Below are 17,146 nucleotides of genomic sequence, written 5' to 3'. Positions count from 1 at the left end.
ATAAGTGCTTACGATGATCCACGCGTAAAAAATTACAAAAATGAGAAAATGAAAGAGTTATTCGGTGCTAAAAGAGTGTCCGCAAGAGCAGGATTTTGTAACATTTGGATTGTTGATCTTAAATCCGGATCCCATCAGAGACTCGATGTAGTCGATGTTTGCGCCCTTGAGGTGTTCTTGTGAGTAGCTGTCAACTAGTAGTTTGACTCCTTGCTCTTCGATGACAGTGTCATCTTCTTCCGGCTTTGCCTCAAAGCCCATTCCATAGGAAAGGCCCGAGCATCCACCGCCTTGAACATATACTCGCAGGTATTCTGGCTTGTCTGCTTCTTCTTTCATAAACTCGACGATTTTCTCCGCTGCTTTTGGAGTGATTGTTACGAGTTTTTGTGTTTGTTCAGTTGCCATAAAGTGCAAAGTCGTTCCAAATTATAATAAGCTTTTCACCCATTGTATAGTAGTAATAATAAAGAAAAGTTAGGTATAGCTTACTTTTTGGACTTGTTTACAAACGCAGTCATGCGCTGTTCTCTGTCTGGATCGGTAAAGCAGTTTCTCCACGCCAACAGTTCTATTCCTAGGCCCGTGTCGAGATCTGCATTTCGTCCCTTGTTGATTGCTATTTTGGACATTTTTACGCCGGAAACGGAATTTGCCGCAATTTGGTTTGCCATATTTAGTGTCTCTTCCATCAGTGATGCCAGCGGTACCACCTGATTGACTAGGCCAATTTGCAGTGCCTCATCAGCTTTAATCATCTTTCCAGTATAGACAAGCTCCTTTGCCTTTGCAATTCCTACAATTCTCATCAGTCTCTGGGTTCCCCCCCATCCTGGTGGAATGCCGATTGTTACCTCTGGCTGGCCCATCCGAGCAGTGTCTGCTGCAATTCTAATATCGCAAGACATTGCAACTTCGCATCCTCCGCCCAATGCAAATCCATTGATTGCTGCAATTGTCGGCTTGGACACCAGCTCTATTGTATTGGTGACTAGCTGTCCAAGTTTTGCATATTCTACTGATTCGTCTGCAGAAATCTTTGACATGTATTCAATGTCTGCTCCTGCCGAGAATGCCTTTTCGCCCTCTCCTGTGAGGATTATGACCTTGACGTCATTGTCAGTGTCTAGTTGTGTAAACACAGAGACGAGTTCGCGTGCAACATCAGTGTTCATTGCATTTAGCTTGTCTGGCCTGTTGATCTTGACTGTAGCAATTCCGTTTGATTTTGAAGTCGTAACTAAAGCCATGATCCTAGGAAAAATTCACACTTGAAATAAACCTTTAGAGGTGCTTGCCCCATTGAGCAAGTGCAGAGGCAGCTGCCATCCAGTCTCGAAGGTCGTCATATACCGGCACACCTTCTTTTTCGATTAGCGCAGAGATTTTCTTTGTGTACGGGCCTCCGTTTCCGCCTACAAGCAGTGGCTTTTTCTGTTGCTTTGAGAAGTTGGCCAAGTGTTGTATGATGGTTTCCTCTAGTGGGTCGTCTTGGAATACAAACCAAGGCATCACAATATCCACGTTTGGCTCCTCATAGAATTTCTCTATGGTGTATCTGTAATCTTCAGCGTTTGCGCCTCCTGTGACATCTGCCGGATTGCCCTTGCCGATGACATATGTAGGTGGGAAATGTGCTTTCATCTCTTCTAGGATTTTTGGAGAGATTGTTGCAAGTTGTAGTCCTAGTCTCTCAAACTGGTCTATTCCTCCAATCATTGGGCCTGCGCCGTTGCTACACATTGCGACTCGGTTTCCTTTGGCAGCTGGCTGCCATGCAAGTGCTTTTGTTACTGCCACTAGCTCTTGGTAGCTATCAACTGAGATGATTCCTGCCTGCTTGAATGCGCCCATGATTATAGCATTGGAGCCTCCAAGGGATCCGGTGTGAGAGGCTGCCTGCTTTGCGCCGGCCTCTGTTCTTCCGCTCTTCCAGATTACAACTGGTTTTTTCTTTTCAGCCATTACTCGCTTGGCAGTCTCGATGAATTTTCGTCCATCTCCAAAGCCTTCTACGTATAGAGCAATTACTTTGGTTTGCGGGTCTGATGCCAGATACCAGATCATGTCTGCTTCATCTACATCAGAGCGGTTTCCATAGCTGACCATTTTGGATAGGCCAAACGAGTCAGCAGATTCTAGGAAACTGATCCCCATGGTTCCAGATTGCGATAGTAACGCGACGTTTCCAAGTTTTGCTCGGACCATTCTTTCCTGGCCCTGAAATGCGCAGTCCAGCCTGTTTGCGGCATTGAACATTCCAATGCAGTTTGGACCGATAATTCTGATTTTGTGCTTTTCTGATAGTTCCTTTACTTGGGCTTCATATGCAGCTCGCTCGCCACCAAGCTCCTTTCCTCCACCAGATACTATGACGACATTGTGGATTCCCTTCTTTGCGCAGGATTCCAGTACTGGCGGTGTTACAGAAAGATCAACACAGACCACTACTAGGTCTACGTTTCCCGGGATTGCCTCAATTGTAGGATAGCACTTTACCCCAAGTATTTCCTCCGACTTTGGATTAATCGGATATACTGTACCCTTGTAGTCGTGCTTTGCAAGGCTATCTAGTACAGAGTTGCCCACTTTGCCTGGTGTTGCAGATGCGCCAACCAGCGCCACTGAGGAAGGAGTGAAAAACTTCTCCATGAATTCGGCGTTTGGCTGTGCAGTAGATATTGCGTTTTTGTTTGGCTCTTTTGCCAGGATTATCTTTGCGTCAACGACATAGTAGGACTTTGGATACACCACTATAGGGTTAAAGTCAATGCTGTTGATGTAGGAAGCATTGTACGTGCCTATTTTGCCTATTTGGACTAGGGCCTTTGCCACCATGTCCATGTTGATTGGCGCGCTTCCTCTGAAGCCCTTGAATAATTTGGATGACTTTAGTTCCTCTATCATGGATTTTGCGTCTGCTTCCGTGATTGGCAGCATTCTCCATGCCACGTCCTTGAATACCTCTGTCATGACACCGCCCAGGCCTGCCATTATAACTGGACCAAACTGCGGATCTACCTGCAGTCCTACAATCATTTCGACTCCTTTTGGGACCATCTTTTCTAGGAGGACTCCTTTGATTTCGGCCTTCTTGTTGTATTTTTTGACGCTCTTTAGAATTTGATCAAAAGTTTTTCTTACCTCTTTTTCATTTGCAACGCCGACTTTGACTCCCCCTGCATCTGTTTTGTGCAGGATTTGCGGCGAGACAATTTTCATTACTAGTGGGAAACCTATTTTCTTCGATGCCTTGACTGCTTCTTTTGCAGTCTTTGCAAGTGCATATGGAGGGACTTTGACTCCGTATGATTTTAGAATTGATTTAGAGACTTCTTCTGTTATGACCTTGTGGTCTGTCTTCATTGTTTCATCAAAAATTTTTTGCGTGTTCATAAGGTGATCGGACACACCCTCGCTCAATATATTAAATTTTGTGTCAGAGCTTGAATTCTGACTTGAAGTTTTTGTAAAATAATTTCATGTTTTGTTGTATTGTGTTGATATTATCATCAATGTCTGATCGGATTTTTTTTGGATCCAGATATGACACATTCAGATTTTCTTGCGTGTTATCAAGCCAGGATCGTATGATCTCCGAATCCACTTCCAGATGAAATTGCACCGCTACTGCCGAGCCATACTGGAATGCCTGGTTGTATAATTCAGAATATGCAAGGCGCTGCCCGCCTGAAGGAATGTCAAATGTGTCGCCATGCCAGTGAAATACAGAAAACGGATCAGACATGCCAGAAAACAGGCTCGATTTTGCCGCCTTGTCTGGTGTTACATCATGGTAGAATCCAATCTCTTTTTTTGGCCCAGGATATACTTTAGCGCCAAATGCTTTTGCGATGAGCTGCGAGCCAAGGCAGACCCCAAGTGTCGGAATGTTTTTTTGCACTGCTGCTTGTATTAGCGACATCTCGTCTCTGAGATACTGCAGATCATCGTTTGCACTCTCTGGTGCGCCCAGGACCAAGACCATTGCATGATCCAGTTCTGGAATCTTTTGCCTTTTTGCAGAAACTATCTGTAGATTATATCCGTCAGACTCTAACAGCTCCCCTATTGTACCTGGGCCTTCTAGGCCCGCATTTTTTATCACCAGCACGTCAGACATTATTTTTCGCAGCTTGTCGGCTTGTTTATCATATTAATGAATTCCACGCCAGAATATTCCTGTGTGATAATATGCGGCACTACCCAAAGTATGGTGGACTCCAGCTGTGTGGTAACTTTGATTTTGTCAGTGTTTATTCTAGTCACATCCGTTCCGCCTGTTTCAGTGTCCAAAAATGAAAAGAACAGGCTTGCCATTCTGTCGTCGCCTGACTCGAATTTGCCAAACACAACTCCGTCGCTGTTTGGCCCCAGGCCTCCCCTGCCGGTGCTAAATGTGCCAAGATCATTTCCGTCATAGAATATCGTAAAAGAGTATTTGGAAAACGATGCAGGCAAGCCAGATGGATTGCACACATTTACAGTCTTGTCAGTCATAACAGAGAGAAAGTCAAACGACTTGCCAGGCCACGAAAACTCCAAGCCGTGGGCGGAAATGGCATTAACTGACGAATATCCAAGTGAGCCTGCAATTACGATAATTGACGCAATTACTATTATGGTGTGCCTGTTTGCCATGGATTTAGCGTCAGACTAGGCATAATTTTAGGTTATGATAAAAATAGAAAAGTTTATGGCCAGAGGCCTTTAGCTTTGAATGCTTCTACAACTCGTCCCACTGCAAGTACCATTGCTGCACGTCTCATGTCGATTTTGTGCTTTTTGGACAGTGCTAGTGTGTCGCGCAGTCCGCGTGTAATGTGGTCTTCCATCTTTTTTGCCACTTCGTCAAACGACCAATAATATCCCATGTTGTTTTGTACCCATTCCAAATAAGAGATACAAACACCACCAGAGTTTGCCAAGATGTCGGGAATGACTAGGATCTTTTTCTGGTAAATGATTGGGTCTGCTTCCGGCATTGTCGGACCATTTGCAGCTTCGGCAATGATTCTGCATTGCAGTTTTTTTGCAATCGATGCGTTGATCTGGTTTTCCAATGCTGCTGGAACCAAGACGTCGCACTTTGTTGTGAGCAGTTGTTCTGTTGTGATTTTCTTGCTTCCTGGATATCCCACTACGGAGCCTGTCTTGTTTTTGAATTCCAGGACCTTTTTGGAATCCAAGCCTTTTGGATTTATGATAGAGCCTTTTGTGTCACTTACTGCGATTATTTTTGCACCCATCTTCTCTAGGTATTCTGCAGCAAATGTTCCTGCGTTGCCATATCCCTGAATGACAACCTTTGCTCCCTTGAGCTTCAGCCCAATTGTCTTTGCAGCGTCTCGGATACAGTATGCGCATCCCAATCCTGTTGCAACGTTTCTTGCAAGAGAGCCGCCAAGCGATAGTGGTTTGCCGGTGATTACTCCTGGCTGATATTCATTGCCAGCTAGTTTGCCGTAAACATCCATTATCTGTGACATTTCCTTGCCTGTCGTATACACGTCGGGTGCTGGAATGTCTTTTTGTGGGCCGATTATCTCAGAGATTGCATACGCGAATCTTCTTGTCAGTCTTTCAAGTTCGCCTTCTGATAGCTTTTCTTTTTTGGGATTGACAAAGATTCCGCCCTTTCCCCCGCCCAGAGGTACGTCGACTACTGCGCACTTCCAAGTCATCCAAGACGACAGCGCCTTAACTTCCTTTTCCATGTATTCGACTCCGCCTTCTGGATCAAAGTATCTGATTCCTCCCTTGTATGGGCCGCGGTCGTTGTTGTGCTGGCTTCTAAATCCAATGAATGTTCGGATTTTTCCGTTGTCCATTTTCACTGGAAGCTTTACACGCAAGACTTTGTTTGGCTCTGCAAGATAGTCTCTAGTGCCTTTGTCAATTTTCAGAATTGAGCAAGCATCATCGAGTTGTTTTAATGCATTCTTGAATGGATCTGCCTGAACCAATTTGATCGAGATCCCTGAATCCAAATTCTATTTAAGTCTGTTGAGAATTGTTTACCCTAAAATATTTGATCGCATCATCACATAGTGATGAGCTCTGATAACTTGGCAATCCTAGACAAACACAAGTACATCAATTTGGAGACCTACAAAAAGAATGGCCAGGGAGTCAAGACACCAGTCTGGTTTATGGTTTCAGACGGGCTAGTGTTTGTTCTGACCACAAAAAATACCGGCAAGGTAAAGCGACTCAAAAACAACCAGTCAGTAAAGATAATGCCTTGCGGAATGCGCGGCGAGTCAAAAGGAGAGTGGATTGACGGAACAGCAAGATTTGCAACCGAATCCGAGACACAAAACGCAATAAAACTGCGTCACAAAAAGTACGGCCTGCGAGCAAAGCTTGTAGGCATGTTCATCAAAAAAGAAGACCCAGTTGTAATTGCGATTCAGATATAGACTATTTTGCGGGACATTTGTCGTGCAAGTTTTGCAACTACGTCATCTAGCGCCAAGATGTTTGCCTCCAAATAATTAGACAAATGATACGTAGCTCCGTATTTTTCTCCAAGCTTTGTGACCAGGTTGTTTTTGGATAAAGCATTGAGATGATGCGCAATTGCCTTGTAGTCCAGGCCCATTTCCTGTGCAAGCTGGTTTGGGTTCATTGGAGTATCGGATAATATCCTAATTATCTGAAGTCTGGTAAATCCGCCCCTAGTGCCTGTAAAGACATAGAGGAGAAGCCGCTTTGCGTCGCGATCCGGTATCCTTGCAGATCCAGATTTGCGGGCAACCATTTCTTTGATCTGATCCAGCTGCTCTAGGCTCACGATACGATCAAGACGGGTTTTGCTTAAAACACTATTTCCAAATCTCTTCCAATTTGCACTGGCCGGAGGCTGAATCACCCAACTAACGCTTAAATTGACAAAAAATTTAGTTTTTGTATTATGATGCCAGCACGCGGATACGACATGACGCCTACGATGTATTCACCAGATGGAAGAATATACCAAGTAGAGTACGCAATTGAAACAGTAAAGCGCGGAACACTCGCAGTAGGTGTCAAAAGCAAGGACGGAGTAGTAATGGCAGTAGAAGAGATCCCAAGAAAACTCCAAGTTTCCGGCATTACACAAAAAATATTCCAAGTAGATGATCATATTGGAATTGCAGCAGCCGGCTACATCCCAGATGCCCGAGTCCAAGTCGATGATGCAAGAACATTTTCCCAAAGCCACAAGCTGATCTATGACGAGGAAGTCGAAGTGGAAACAGTGGCAAAGCACCTAGCAGACAGATGCCATCAATATACTCAGTATTCAGGTGTGAGGCCATTTGGCGTAGCACTAATCATTTCTGGCGTGGACCAGAGTGGAAACAGAATCTACGTTACCGACCCTTCAGGAACGTTTGTCTCGTATGCAGCAGTCGCAATTGGCGCAGGAGCCGACGACGTAAACACATTCTTGGAGAAAAACTATGCCGACGAGATGTCGCTAGAGGACGCATCTGCTCTAGCAATTGCCGCAATAGAACTGCGAGCAGAGGCAAAGGAGGAAAAAAGCATCAAAATGTCCCGAATCACAAAACAGAACAGAATTTTAGAAAAGGTAAGCGACGCAGATGTTGAAAAATACTCTGCTGCAGCCAAGACCAAATACCCCAAGCCAAACTAGTCTAGTTACTACAAATTATGTCAGAGTTTTATCCAAGCCAATGGGCCTAGGTAGCTATTGGGGCGAGGTAATCGAGGTACTGCGCCAGATAATTCCAATTTATGACAAGGTAAACTCGTACATTTCACTGGGAAAAGACAAAGAACATCGAATCCGCGGAATCACAAACAGAGTCATTCCAGGAAATAATATCTTGGATGCGGGCTCGGGGTTTGGCAACATGTCCAAGACCGCAGAGAAGATCTGCAATGGAGACATCACCATTACTCTTTATGATCCGTTGGTACCGATGCTAAAGAACACCAGCACGTATTTTGCAAAAACGCCAGACATGTCATGTGGTGTCTTTGAGCACATTCCATTCAAGGAAGAACAATTCGATGCAGTGTTGTGCGGATATTCATTGCGCGATGCAATAAACCTGAGAATTGCAATTTCAGAAATCCACCGAGTTTTAAAAAAAGGCGGACGGTTTGTCATAGTGGATTTGGGAAAGCCAGATGGTGCAGTGGCGCGGGCTGGTGTCTCATTTTATCTGAGGGCAATATTGCCCATAATTGCGTTTATTGTAGGCGGAAGGCTTGGGCTCAAGTTTGGCACGCTATACGGCACATACAAGCGCTGGCCGCAAAACAAAAAGCTGAAAGGATTACTCTTAGAGAAATTCTCGCATGTGGAATTTGACACTGATCTGATGGGCGGCGCAATAATGGTTGCAGCATACAAATGAATAGAATTATTCTACTGCTAAACATCACGGGTCTTTTGATTGGAGTATCCTATGGTATTCATAATCCAATCGTGCCAATTTTTGCCAAAAACGAAATCGGCGCATCATATGCAGAGCTGGGCCTTATCGGCCTTGCAAACTTTGTCCCATACATGCTGATTCCGGTTTTTGTTGGAATGTTGCTTCATAGATTCAACAGTGGAGTGTTGCTGTGCATAGGAGTTACAATAAACACCGCATCCGTGTTCTTGCTTTCTTTGGCAAAGACAGTACCAGAGGTGATGATCTTGCGTGCAATAACAGGAGTTGCGCATGCTTTTTTTTGGCCACCTGCAGAGGCAATCATTTCTGGTGCAAGTGAGGGCAACGCCAGGGTCAAGAACATTGCAAGGTTTACAGGGTTTTTTGTCGCAGGATTCATGATTGGGCCGCTAATTGGCACGTTCCTTTTGGAAGGCCTCGACGTATCATACAGAGCACTATTTGAGATTGCAACGTTTGTGATGGCATCCGCAATTATCTTTTCCATACAGCTGACAAAAAAGCACATCCAAAAAGAAAACAGCACGTTTTCGCTTTCTGCAATAAAGCAGGTGGTAAAATTCCCAGTCATTATCATGATTTTAATTTATTGTGCTTCTTCGTTTGGAATGATTTTGACAATTTATCCTGCGTTTCTAAATGATAGGACCATGTCGGCAACGGAAATAGAAATATTGTATTTTGTCTTTGGCGCATCTCGTGTTGTAACACTGGCACTAACAGACAGACTTGCGCGCCACACTAGTGCCACCTTGGTTGCGTCAACTGGCACCATAGCTGCAGGCCTTGCAATATCGTTTGTGTCTCATTCCATGCTAGAATTTTCTGTTGCAATGCTACTGATGGGCTTTGGGTTTTCCATTATCTTTCCACTTACACTGGAGATAATTCTAAGAAAGACATCAAAGGAAACGCAAGGAATCACAATTGGTGCGTACGAGACTACATTTGGAATAGGCTGGTCGATTGGCCCAATTGCTGCAGGCTTGATCTCAGAGTTTTCCGGAAACGCCATGCCGTACCTGGTGTTTTTTGCATTGGGTCTTGGCATAACAGCAGTCTCTGCTGCAAAAAAGAAATACCTAGAGCCACGGGCTGCCTAGAATTTCAGATATTTTCTTGTTTTTACCAGTATGATAGCTGGTGCTACAAAGTAGATTCCTGCATTTAGTAGAATGAGTCCAATTCCATATCCAAGCATTTCCTGCTCTGAATCAATGTCAGCAAACTGCAAAATTGACAATGTTGATAACATTGGAGTGATTGTGATTTTTACTAGTTCGCGGAATGCAGGGCTTTGTCTTTCCCAGTCTGCTATTGTCGGGCTAAATGTATAGTAAAAGTCGTTGAATCCTGCCATGAAAATAGTACCGGAATTTGTTCCAAGCAATGAGCTGTCCCGGATTTCACGCAACATCTGGACTTGGTGGGCAAGCTCTGTGCCAAATGCGGCAGTTGCTATAGCACACTGGCCTAGGCCCTGCTTTTTGTCCAAGACACAGACTCCGTTTTCATCATGTGTTCCAGGGCCGCAAACTCCCGGCGGTGCCGGCTCGTCTACTCCTACAATCTCATAGATTGTGTCATCTGGGAAATTCTTGTCAAACCATTCCTTGTATGTGGGTTCGTTGTTGTATCGGTCAATGTATGATTGTGGGTCTTTGGTCGGATCTGGGAATCCCGGAATGTGTGTTTTCTTTGGACCCTTGACTCCTAGAATTTCATAAATGGAGTCATCTGGAAAATTTCTGTCAAACCATTCCTTGTATGTGGGTTCGTTGTTGTATCGGTCAATATAGTATTGTGGGTCTTTGGTCGGATCTGGGAATCCCGGAATGTGTGTTTTCTTTGGACCGCTAGTTTCTTCTTGTGGTGCCGGTTCTACTTCTGGCTCTAATTCAGGTTCAGGTTCTGCAGCTGGCGCAACAATGCATGTGCCGCTTGCCTGGTCATATACGGTTCCTGTTCCACATTTTGGTATTACCGGCTGTGTTGTGGGAGGCGTAGTTGGCTGGGCAGGTTGGGTTGGCTGGGCAGGAGTGGTTGGTTGGGTTGGTGTGCTAGCAGGTGGTGTACTGGGTGTAGGTGTGCTAGGTTTTGGTTGCGATTGTTGTGCCATAATTTGAGCAGCAGATGGTGAAACTGGAGAGCCATCCAAGGAATAATCAAAAATCGTCCATTTACCCTTGTAGTTCGGCTCATCATCATAAATTATGGTGGCATTGTAGATTCCCTTTCCCTGTTGTGCGGATTTTTCTGCAAATTTTCCTTTTGTTGTGTCTAATGGATTTACGACAATAATAGAATCAAAGTCTGATCGACCACCGGTAAGCGAGACAAACTCGCCTTGTGGACCATAAATTTTGATAGAGACCATCTTGTTTGCATGTGCGGCATCTGTCTTGCCGGTAAACTGGATTTTGTCGCCTTTGATGTAGGAGGTCTTGTCTGTTTTGAACTCGACTATAGTGGCATAGGCTGGAATTACTATCATTGTGCCTATCAGTACGGCTAAAATTGCCAGAATTGCCTTCAATTCAGTTTCTCAAGGGGTGTTTGGATCTTTAATTAGATTGTGTAGAATTGTATAGTGACTGCTAGACAGATCTAGACTTTCGCTAGGCTTATTTTTGCAGATAGCCTAACCATGCCATGCTGGAATATTCGCTAAACATCGCCGGAAGCGAATGGATAATTATCATTTTTGTAGGACTGTTTGCCCTACTTGGTACAAACAAGCTTCCAGAGATTACAAAAAAGCTGGGACGCGCAATGGGTGAATACAACAAGACCAAAAATGACATTCAAAACCAGCTTGCAGGCATTACAAATACGACGCCAAACATTACAGCGCCAGTCCAAAACGAGCGACAGAAAATGGAGTTTATTGCAAAAACGCTTGGAATTGATTTTGCTGGAAGAACAGACGAAGAATTGCAAAAGATGATCTCATCTAAGATGTCTGGACCAAACACAAAGGATAACTAGACTTGGCCAAGCTAGCACTGAATCAGATCTACAACATGAATTGTATTGAAGGGATGCAGCTTTTGCCCCAAAACAAAATTGATCTAATCGTTACAGATCCGCCATTTGCAATTGACTTTAGAGCAACAAAGCAGAACTACAATCGAACCGCGTCTCGAGTGATGCAAGGGTATAATGAGATCAAGCAAAAGGACTATTATGATTTTACCGTAAAATGGATGAAGCAAGCGCATAGAATCCTCAGAGACTCGGGAAGCATGTACGTTTTTTCTGGTTGGAATAACCTCAAAGACATTCTAAATGCACTAGACGATGTTGGATTTATCACAATTAATCACATAATTTGGAAATACCAGTTTGGCGTAGTGACCAAGACAAAGTTTGTCACATCGCATTATCATTGTGTTTATGTGTGCAAAAACGACAAAAAGCGCAGATTCTATCCATTTGTGAGATTTGGCAAAAATGAAAAGACCGAGCAAGGCCGCTCGATGCACTATATGGACAAAGAAGATGTTTGGGACATCAAGCGCGAATATTGGACAGGGGATCAGAAAACGCCGACAAAGCTTCCTGCAGAACTGGTAAAAAAAATCCTAGAATATTCCAGTAAGGAAGGAGATGTTGTCTTTGATCCTTTCTTGGGATCAGGTCAAGTGGCAATGATTGCAAAGCAGTTAAGGCGAAATTATCTTGGATTTGAGATTGTCAAAAAATATCACGCCTTTGCAAAAAAGAGACTAGAAAAGAATCTGTATCGGCTCAAGGCATAAAAAGTGCGGAATTTGGGTTTTAGCCCAATTCCAATTTGCCTATCTGTATTCCATTTTGCCCTTGATGCGCTTTACTTCGCCCATCTCGTCTCTGAGATGCTTTGCCAGCAGGCGTTCAGATTCTTTTTTGTGCTTCCAATAAGCATTAAGAACTTGTTGTCTGCTTTTTGCGCGCTTGAGGGCTGCCTGGTACTTTCTGTGAATTCCAGCTACTCCTCTTAGGTAGCTTCCAGAACTACTTCCCATGCTATCGTGGTGTGATACCAAATAGATAACTTGGCCAAGTGTATGTTGTTGCCATCTTTGCTGAGCTTAGATTGACCATTTTTTGTATGATAGGCATGCGATCAGCAGGTAGGGAGGGTTACAATACTATACCCAAACCATAAATCCATACTGCCCCTAATGGGGCGTGAGTTGAGGTATTCCTGCCCCAAATGCGAGTTCGGCATTTCCATTCAAAAAACATTTAACAAAAAATTCATGATTGCATGTTCAAAATGTGGACTGCAAGACATTGTCGATTATGCAAAAAACATTGACGAAGTATACTTGGAGTTTTTGGCCCGCTATGATTGCGGACAGACACCAGACAAAAAAGAAATGCACTCCCAGCTAAAAGAAGAAGGAATCATTCGCGACAAAAAGGAAATAGAATCCATGATAGGCAACAACACGCCAGACTCCATAACAAGGGACGTTTTATTTTCAAACAAGGACTATATCTCGTATTACAAAACGATCAAGGAGCCAGAGCCGGAATTTGGCCTACCAGTAGACAAGATGGGCTTGTCTGATGGAGTAACACAATACCTCCATGAGAAAAACATTGCAAAATTCTACAAATTCCAAGAAGATGCGATACTAGAGATAATCTCTGGCGCAAATGTCGTAATCACTGCACCTACGGCGTCTGGCAAAACAGAGGCCTTTGCAATACCAGTCATACACAAAATAGCCAGAGACGCAAAATCAGGCACAATTTCTGCAGTCTTTGTCTATCCTACAAAGGCATTATCGCGCGACCAGCTGCCAAAAATACAGGAAATTGCAAAGAGGGCAGGCCTGTCTGCCGCAGTCTTTGATGGTGATACAAAACAAAAAGAGCGACTGGAGATTTTGGACAATCCGCCAAACATCATTGTGACAAACTTTGATGTCATACATTATCATTTGATGTATAGAACAAAGTTTGCATCTTTGTTGATGAGCACACAGTTTCTCATAGTGGACGAAGCCCACGTGTATTCTGGGATTTTTGGCTCTAATGTGCATTACATCATAAAAAGACTAAAGCGGGTCTGCAAAAAGATCCAGTTCGTAGCAGCCTCTGCTACCCTGGATAATGCGTTAGAGTTTTGCGAGCATCTCTTTGGCGAGAAAATGCATCTAGTCACAGGATCTGGCAAAAAAGGAGAGACCGACTTTGTAATTGTATTTCCATCACTACGAACGCAACGCGCACTGACAATTGACTTGCTTGAAAAACTGGTGGCAAAAAAACACAAAACAATGGTATTTTCAAACTCACATCTGAATTCCGAGCTTGTGGCAATGCAGGCAAAAAAGAAAAAAATCGACATCCGAGTTCACCGTGCAGGCCTGATGGCAAACTATAGGAGCTTTGTTGAAAAGTCATTCAAGGACGACAAGATAATGTCAATATCGTGCACCCCAACACTGGAGCTTGGAATTGATGTTGGAAATGTGGATGGCGTCATTTCATCCACCATTCCAGTAAACAGGCTGATGCAGAGAATTGGTCGTGCTGCAAGAAAGGGGCAGCGAGGATTTGCGTTTTTGGCATTGGGTAATGACCCAATATCGCAATACTACAAGAACCACCCAGACAACTACTTTGAGGATGTGGAGAAAACCTACATTGACCCCAAAAACCCCTTTGTTGAGGAGTTTCACGTCCTTGCGATGGCGTGCGACAAGCCCATTGTGAAACACGAATTATCAGAGCATTCCGAGACAATCCAAAAGCACATTGACTCTGGCAGGCTGGTTTTGCAGGAAAACCGCTATGTGCCAAACTATGATTCCATCAAAGAAATGCTGGAAGAGTATTCCATTAGGGGAATAGGCAAATCCATTGACATTTTCTATAACGACAAAAAGCTAGGCGAGCGAGTCTTGCCAATGGCGCTAGAGGAGCTGCACGAATCTGCGATTTATTTTCTGGCCGGAACCAGATACAAGGTAAAGGAATTTGATTATCCGCAAAAGCAATACGCCAAGCTTGCTGCAATACCACGCGACTATCCGTATTACACCAAAGCACTAACTGAGGAGTGGCCAACAATAGAAACTGTTTACGAAAAAAGGCGTGCATTTGGAATCGAGGTGTATTTTTGTAAATTGCACATACAAAAACAGGTCTACGGCTATGTCAATATTGAATTGGGTCAAGAGGTAACCCAAGGCCAAAAAGTACTGCTGGACAAGCCGTTAGAATATGATTTTGTGACAAAGGGGATTGTAATTCATGCACCAAGGCCCAGCTCACAAATGGAGTCATCTGAGAATCCAGAATACGTAGAGGCAAGCGGATATCATGCAACAGAGCACATCATAATAGAAGGAAGCAACATGGTCACAGGAGGAGTGTCACAGGACCTAGGTGGAATCTCACTTGGCACATCAGGCTTGATCTTCATCTATGATGGAGCAATTGGCGGAAATGGTGCAAGCAATGCACTCTACGACAGACTCGAAAAGGCATTTGAGCGAAGCCTCTCCATTGTAAAAGAATGTCCGTGCAATAACGAGGCCGGATGTCCTCGATGTACTTTTTCATACAGGTGTGGAAACAATAACGAGTTTTTGCACAAAAAGGCGTCACAGGAAATTTTGCAGAAAATAAACGACGGTGAAATTACAGAAATAATAGAACCCACGGAAGGCGACAAGCCTCTGGTTTGAGCCTATTTTGAGTACTTTTTAGAATCTAGCTTTTTCTTTGCCTCTAGCGCAATCTGTTTTTTAGAGTCTAACTTTTTTGATTTGTAATCATTATGGTATTTTTCTAGAACCTTTTTTCGCATTTCGTCTGCAAACACCTTTGCTTTGCTAGTGTTCTTTTTGTCATCACTTGATATGTTTTTGATCTTTGTGTTAGATTGCGCAAAAACAAAATTGCTAGAATAGCTGGTAATTAACAAAACGGACATTAGAACAGAAAATACGATTAGTGATTTTGGCATTTAGATATGACCTTGAGATCGGACTAAAAAGGGTAACGTAGAATGTGTCCGGTTTTCTTATTTAGTTTTGAAAGTACAATAACAACGGAGAACGTCGATACCATTACCAGTATCAAGCCTAGTGGAAATTCAGGTGTCACTACTATTGGAAGATCTACAGATTCGCCGCTTTGATCTATATTTCGTATTGCAAGTGTTACTGGTCCTTTGTGCTGCTCAAAAAATACCATATTCTCAAAGCTGCCACCTGCCTTTGCAATTCCTGAATTTTCATAGATTTGTTGGCCGTTCTGTATTAGAACAAAGTCATATTCTGCATTGGGTACTGGCTGCAGATTTCTATCATAAATGGTAAAAATGAATTCCGCCTCTCCTGGTTGAAGGTTTTCTGGAATCCAAGTCAGGTCAACAAAGTGCTTGCCCTGAGTGCCATCAGGGGTGGTACTTGGGATTCTAATCGGAAATGTTCTTTTTTCTTCCTGCGGCCTCACCACAATCACATAATCAACAGATGACATTTTTTCTCCATTGATGCTCTCTATTGATATTATGGCAGGACCCAGATTTTCCTTTGTGAATGTGTAATCATGGAAATTGGTCTTTTCTTGTGCGCCAATTAGTCCCGTTATTGGCTTTCTGTACAGTTCCTTTCCGTGCTGCTTTACTACAAAGTCAAATTTTGCGTCCTCTTGGATTTTGGGCGCAAAATACCTGGTAATGTCTATGTAAAATCGCGTTTTTTGCTCAGGAATTATTGGCGTAGGCTCCCACGATAACCCCACCTGAAAGACGGCGTTCTGAGTATATGCAGAGAGTGGAAACTTGTCTTCTGCGCTAGGCGATACGACAAACTCCATTTTGGACTTGTCCTGTATCGAGTCAACAATTGAGAGTAGTTCCTTTTGATTCAATACCAAATGCACCACTCTGCTGTCTGTAGTATAGTCATCAATTGTTATTGCATATTCAGGAACTGGAATCCCGTTGACTAGGCCGTCATATTTCGTGACAAGTAATTCCGGAAATGTTTTTGGCACGTGGATTTCTTGGTGCACCACATTTGTTTGCGCAATGTTTTGTTGACTCCAGTCATACGGCATTGAAAACGATATTGTTCTTGATTGCTCGTCAAACTCAAATTCACTTATTGTATCATAATATGACATTATACCAAGGGAATAGTCCTTGTTTTGGTAAGATATTGGATGATCAGTTTTTTCTGCAAGGCTAATTGATACGTCAAACGTTACTGGCGGATCCAGCTTGTTCGAATCTGCATTAATAGTTAGAACCTGAATGTGGAATTTGTACAATCCGCCTGAGAGAAAAATCGGCCCTTCCACTTTAAGCGGAAACAGATCAGTGTTTTTCATCCATCCCAGTTCGCCGAAATTGCTTCCCTGTATCTTTACTTGATTAGTGTTTTTTGGTGTAACCTTGATAGATAAATTGCTAGAGTCATCGTGGAATCGCTCATTGAGTAATTTCTCCCCATCCTTGCTAATTTCCACAAAATACGTTACATGTGGAATTACTGCTTGGGTGTTGGTCTCGTATAGTTTTAGTAAAATTTCGTATTCACCTGTGTTTTTGTCAAATGTTGGCGGATTTACAAAAAGCGAAAGTGTTGCATTTTTGCCATCAATTACTACTGGAGGCAGAGTTTCTCCTCCAACTCCGTGCCCAAATGAGGGCTGCGCGTAAAACAGTACAGAAATTATGCCAAAAACAAGCAATATTGGTAATTTCACAGTCTGCC

18 protein-coding genes are annotated in these 17,146 nt (G+C 43.4%); 7 read left to right on the top strand and 11 right to left on the bottom strand.

Going from position 1 to position 17,146, the window contains the following annotated elements; genetic code table 11:
• Positions 1-57: 57 nt before the first annotated feature.
• The 6 genes from erpA to NAQ_RS00460 all read right to left on the bottom strand — a co-directional run bounded on the left by erpA (position 58) and on the right by NAQ_RS00460 (position 5,966).
• Complete coding sequence (gene erpA, locus NAQ_RS00490; RefSeq protein WP_100181743.1) at positions 58-408, bottom strand: iron-sulfur cluster insertion protein ErpA; 351 nt, start codon at positions 406-408, stop codon at positions 58-60.
• An 80-nt stretch (positions 409-488) separates the two neighbouring features.
• Positions 489-1,250: an enoyl-CoA hydratase/isomerase family protein gene (locus NAQ_RS00485; protein ID WP_100181742.1), complete on the bottom strand. Its 762-nt coding sequence runs from the start codon at positions 1,248-1,250 to the stop codon at positions 489-491.
• A gap of 34 nt (positions 1,251-1,284) precedes the next feature.
• Positions 1,285-3,396: a 3-hydroxypropionate--CoA ligase gene (locus tag NAQ_RS00480; protein WP_100183364.1), complete on the bottom strand. Its 2,112-nt coding sequence runs from the start codon at positions 3,394-3,396 to the stop codon at positions 1,285-1,287.
• 43 nt (positions 3,397-3,439) lie between these two features.
• Positions 3,440-4,123 carry a type 1 glutamine amidotransferase gene (locus NAQ_RS00475; RefSeq protein WP_100181741.1) on the bottom strand — a complete coding sequence of 228 codons (684 nt, stop codon included), beginning with the start codon at positions 4,121-4,123 and terminating at the stop codon, positions 3,440-3,442.
• Positions 4,123-4,641, bottom strand: a complete 519-nt coding sequence (locus NAQ_RS00470) for a hypothetical protein (protein WP_162858542.1) — start codon at positions 4,639-4,641, stop codon at positions 4,123-4,125. Before NAQ_RS00470 ends, NAQ_RS00475 begins: the two co-directional genes overlap by 1 nt.
• Before the next feature lie 53 nt (positions 4,642-4,694).
• Positions 4,695-5,966 (bottom strand): Glu/Leu/Phe/Val family dehydrogenase, encoded by a 1,272-nt coding sequence (locus tag NAQ_RS00460; protein WP_100183363.1) that lies wholly within the window; start codon positions 5,964-5,966, stop codon positions 4,695-4,697.
• A gap of 87 nt (positions 5,967-6,053) precedes the next feature.
• Here NAQ_RS00460 and NAQ_RS00455 point away from each other — a divergent pair, with 87 nt between their 5' ends.
• Positions 6,054-6,422 (top strand): PPOX class F420-dependent oxidoreductase, encoded by a 369-nt coding sequence (locus NAQ_RS00455; RefSeq protein ID WP_100181738.1) that lies wholly within the window; start codon positions 6,054-6,056, stop codon positions 6,420-6,422.
• On the opposite strand, the gene NAQ_RS00450 is transcribed toward NAQ_RS00455, so the two are convergent.
• A complete protein-coding gene (locus NAQ_RS00450) occupies positions 6,413-6,763 on the bottom strand; it encodes an ArsR/SmtB family transcription factor (RefSeq protein ID WP_100183362.1) in 351 nt (116 codons plus the stop codon). The genes NAQ_RS00455 and NAQ_RS00450 overlap by 10 nt on opposite strands.
• A 153-nt stretch (positions 6,764-6,916) precedes the next feature.
• On the opposite strand from NAQ_RS00450, the gene NAQ_RS00445 reads away from it, so the two are divergent.
• The 3 genes from NAQ_RS00445 to NAQ_RS00435 are packed head-to-tail and all read left to right on the top strand — an operon-like array spanning position 6,917 to position 9,520.
• The gene (locus NAQ_RS00445; protein ID WP_100181737.1) at positions 6,917-7,645 is read left to right on the top strand and encodes an archaeal proteasome endopeptidase complex subunit alpha; all 729 of its coding nucleotides are present in this window, start codon (positions 6,917-6,919) and stop codon (positions 7,643-7,645) included.
• A gap of 40 nt (positions 7,646-7,685) precedes the next feature.
• Complete coding sequence (locus tag NAQ_RS00440) at positions 7,686-8,375, top strand: class I SAM-dependent methyltransferase (RefSeq protein WP_100181736.1); 690 nt, start codon at positions 7,686-7,688, stop codon at positions 8,373-8,375.
• Complete coding sequence (locus NAQ_RS00435) at positions 8,372-9,520, top strand: MFS transporter (RefSeq protein ID WP_100181735.1); 1,149 nt, start codon at positions 8,372-8,374, stop codon at positions 9,518-9,520. The genes NAQ_RS00440 and NAQ_RS00435 overlap by 4 nt, the downstream gene beginning before the upstream one ends.
• Here NAQ_RS00435 and NAQ_RS10275 read toward each other — a convergent pair.
• Complete coding sequence (locus NAQ_RS10275; RefSeq protein WP_177585537.1) at positions 9,517-10,953, bottom strand: CFI-box-CTERM domain-containing protein; 1,437 nt, start codon at positions 10,951-10,953, stop codon at positions 9,517-9,519. The two genes, NAQ_RS00435 and NAQ_RS10275, sit on opposite strands and share 4 nt — an antisense overlap.
• Before the next feature lie 116 nt (positions 10,954-11,069).
• On the opposite strand from NAQ_RS10275, the gene NAQ_RS00425 reads away from it, so the two are divergent.
• Both NAQ_RS00425 and NAQ_RS00420 read left to right on the top strand, forming a co-directional pair.
• A complete protein-coding gene (locus NAQ_RS00425) occupies positions 11,070-11,405 on the top strand; it encodes a Sec-independent protein translocase subunit TatA/TatB (RefSeq protein WP_100181734.1) in 336 nt (111 codons plus the stop codon).
• Positions 11,406-11,440: 35 nt separating this feature from the next.
• Positions 11,441-12,178, top strand: a complete 738-nt coding sequence (locus NAQ_RS00420) for a DNA-methyltransferase (RefSeq protein ID WP_100183361.1) — start codon at positions 11,441-11,443, stop codon at positions 12,176-12,178.
• Between the two features lie 39 nt (positions 12,179-12,217).
• Here NAQ_RS00420 and NAQ_RS00415 read toward each other — a convergent pair whose 3' ends face one another.
• The gene (locus NAQ_RS00415) at positions 12,218-12,424 is read right to left on the bottom strand and encodes a hypothetical protein (RefSeq protein WP_100183360.1); all 207 of its coding nucleotides are present in this window, start codon (positions 12,422-12,424) and stop codon (positions 12,218-12,220) included.
• A 171-nt stretch (positions 12,425-12,595) separates the two neighbouring features.
• Between NAQ_RS00415 and NAQ_RS00410 the strand changes: the two genes are divergently transcribed.
• Complete coding sequence (locus NAQ_RS00410; protein ID WP_100181733.1) at positions 12,596-15,106, top strand: DEAD/DEAH box helicase; 2,511 nt, start codon at positions 12,596-12,598, stop codon at positions 15,104-15,106.
• Positions 15,107-15,108: 2 nt separating this feature from the next.
• Here the strand turns inward: NAQ_RS00410 and NAQ_RS00405 are convergent, their stop codons facing one another.
• Positions 15,109-15,387 (bottom strand): hypothetical protein, encoded by a 279-nt coding sequence (locus NAQ_RS00405; protein ID WP_100181732.1) that lies wholly within the window; start codon positions 15,385-15,387, stop codon positions 15,109-15,111.
• Between the two features lie 23 nt (positions 15,388-15,410).
• The gene (locus NAQ_RS00400) at positions 15,411-17,138 is read right to left on the bottom strand and encodes a hypothetical protein (RefSeq protein ID WP_162858541.1); all 1,728 of its coding nucleotides are present in this window, start codon (positions 17,136-17,138) and stop codon (positions 15,411-15,413) included.
• Between the last annotated feature and the right edge of the window lie 8 nt (positions 17,139-17,146).

This window comes from Candidatus Nitrosotenuis aquarius, assembly GCF_002787055.1.
Classification (GTDB): Archaea; Thermoproteota; Nitrososphaeria; order Nitrososphaerales; family Nitrosopumilaceae; genus Nitrosotenuis; species Nitrosotenuis aquarius.
This window is presented reverse-complemented; position numbering and strand designations above follow the sequence as displayed.

Coding starts and splice junctions, on each gene's coding strand:
- erpA (WP_100181743.1), bottom strand. CDS start 408: ATGGCAACTGAACAAACACAAAAACTCGTAACAATCACTCCAAAAGCA.
- NAQ_RS00485 (WP_100181742.1), bottom strand. CDS start 1,250: ATGGCTTTAGTTACGACTTCAAAATCAAACGGAATTGCTACAGTCAAG.
- NAQ_RS00480 (WP_100183364.1), bottom strand. CDS start 3,396: ATGAACACGCAAAAAATTTTTGATGAAACAATGAAGACAGACCACAAG.
- NAQ_RS00475 (WP_100181741.1), bottom strand. CDS start 4,123: ATGTCTGACGTGCTGGTGATAAAAAATGCGGGCCTAGAAGGCCCAGGT.
- NAQ_RS00470 (WP_162858542.1), bottom strand. CDS start 4,641: ATGGCAAACAGGCACACCATAATAGTAATTGCGTCAATTATCGTAATT.
- NAQ_RS00455 (WP_100181738.1), top strand. CDS start 6,054: ATGAGCTCTGATAACTTGGCAATCCTAGACAAACACAAGTACATCAAT.
- NAQ_RS00450 (WP_100183362.1), bottom strand. CDS start 6,763: ATGGTTGCCCGCAAATCTGGATCTGCAAGGATACCGGATCGCGACGCA.
- NAQ_RS00445 (WP_100181737.1), top strand. CDS start 6,917: ATGATGCCAGCACGCGGATACGACATGACGCCTACGATGTATTCACCA.
- NAQ_RS00440 (WP_100181736.1), top strand. CDS start 7,686: ATGGGCCTAGGTAGCTATTGGGGCGAGGTAATCGAGGTACTGCGCCAG.
- NAQ_RS00435 (WP_100181735.1), top strand. CDS start 8,372: ATGAATAGAATTATTCTACTGCTAAACATCACGGGTCTTTTGATTGGA.
- NAQ_RS00425 (WP_100181734.1), top strand. CDS start 11,070: ATGCTGGAATATTCGCTAAACATCGCCGGAAGCGAATGGATAATTATC.
- NAQ_RS00420 (WP_100183361.1), top strand. CDS start 11,441: ATGAATTGTATTGAAGGGATGCAGCTTTTGCCCCAAAACAAAATTGAT.
- NAQ_RS00415 (WP_100183360.1), bottom strand. CDS start 12,424: ATGGGAAGTAGTTCTGGAAGCTACCTAAGAGGAGTAGCTGGAATTCAC.
- NAQ_RS00405 (WP_100181732.1), bottom strand. CDS start 15,387: ATGCCAAAATCACTAATCGTATTTTCTGTTCTAATGTCCGTTTTGTTA.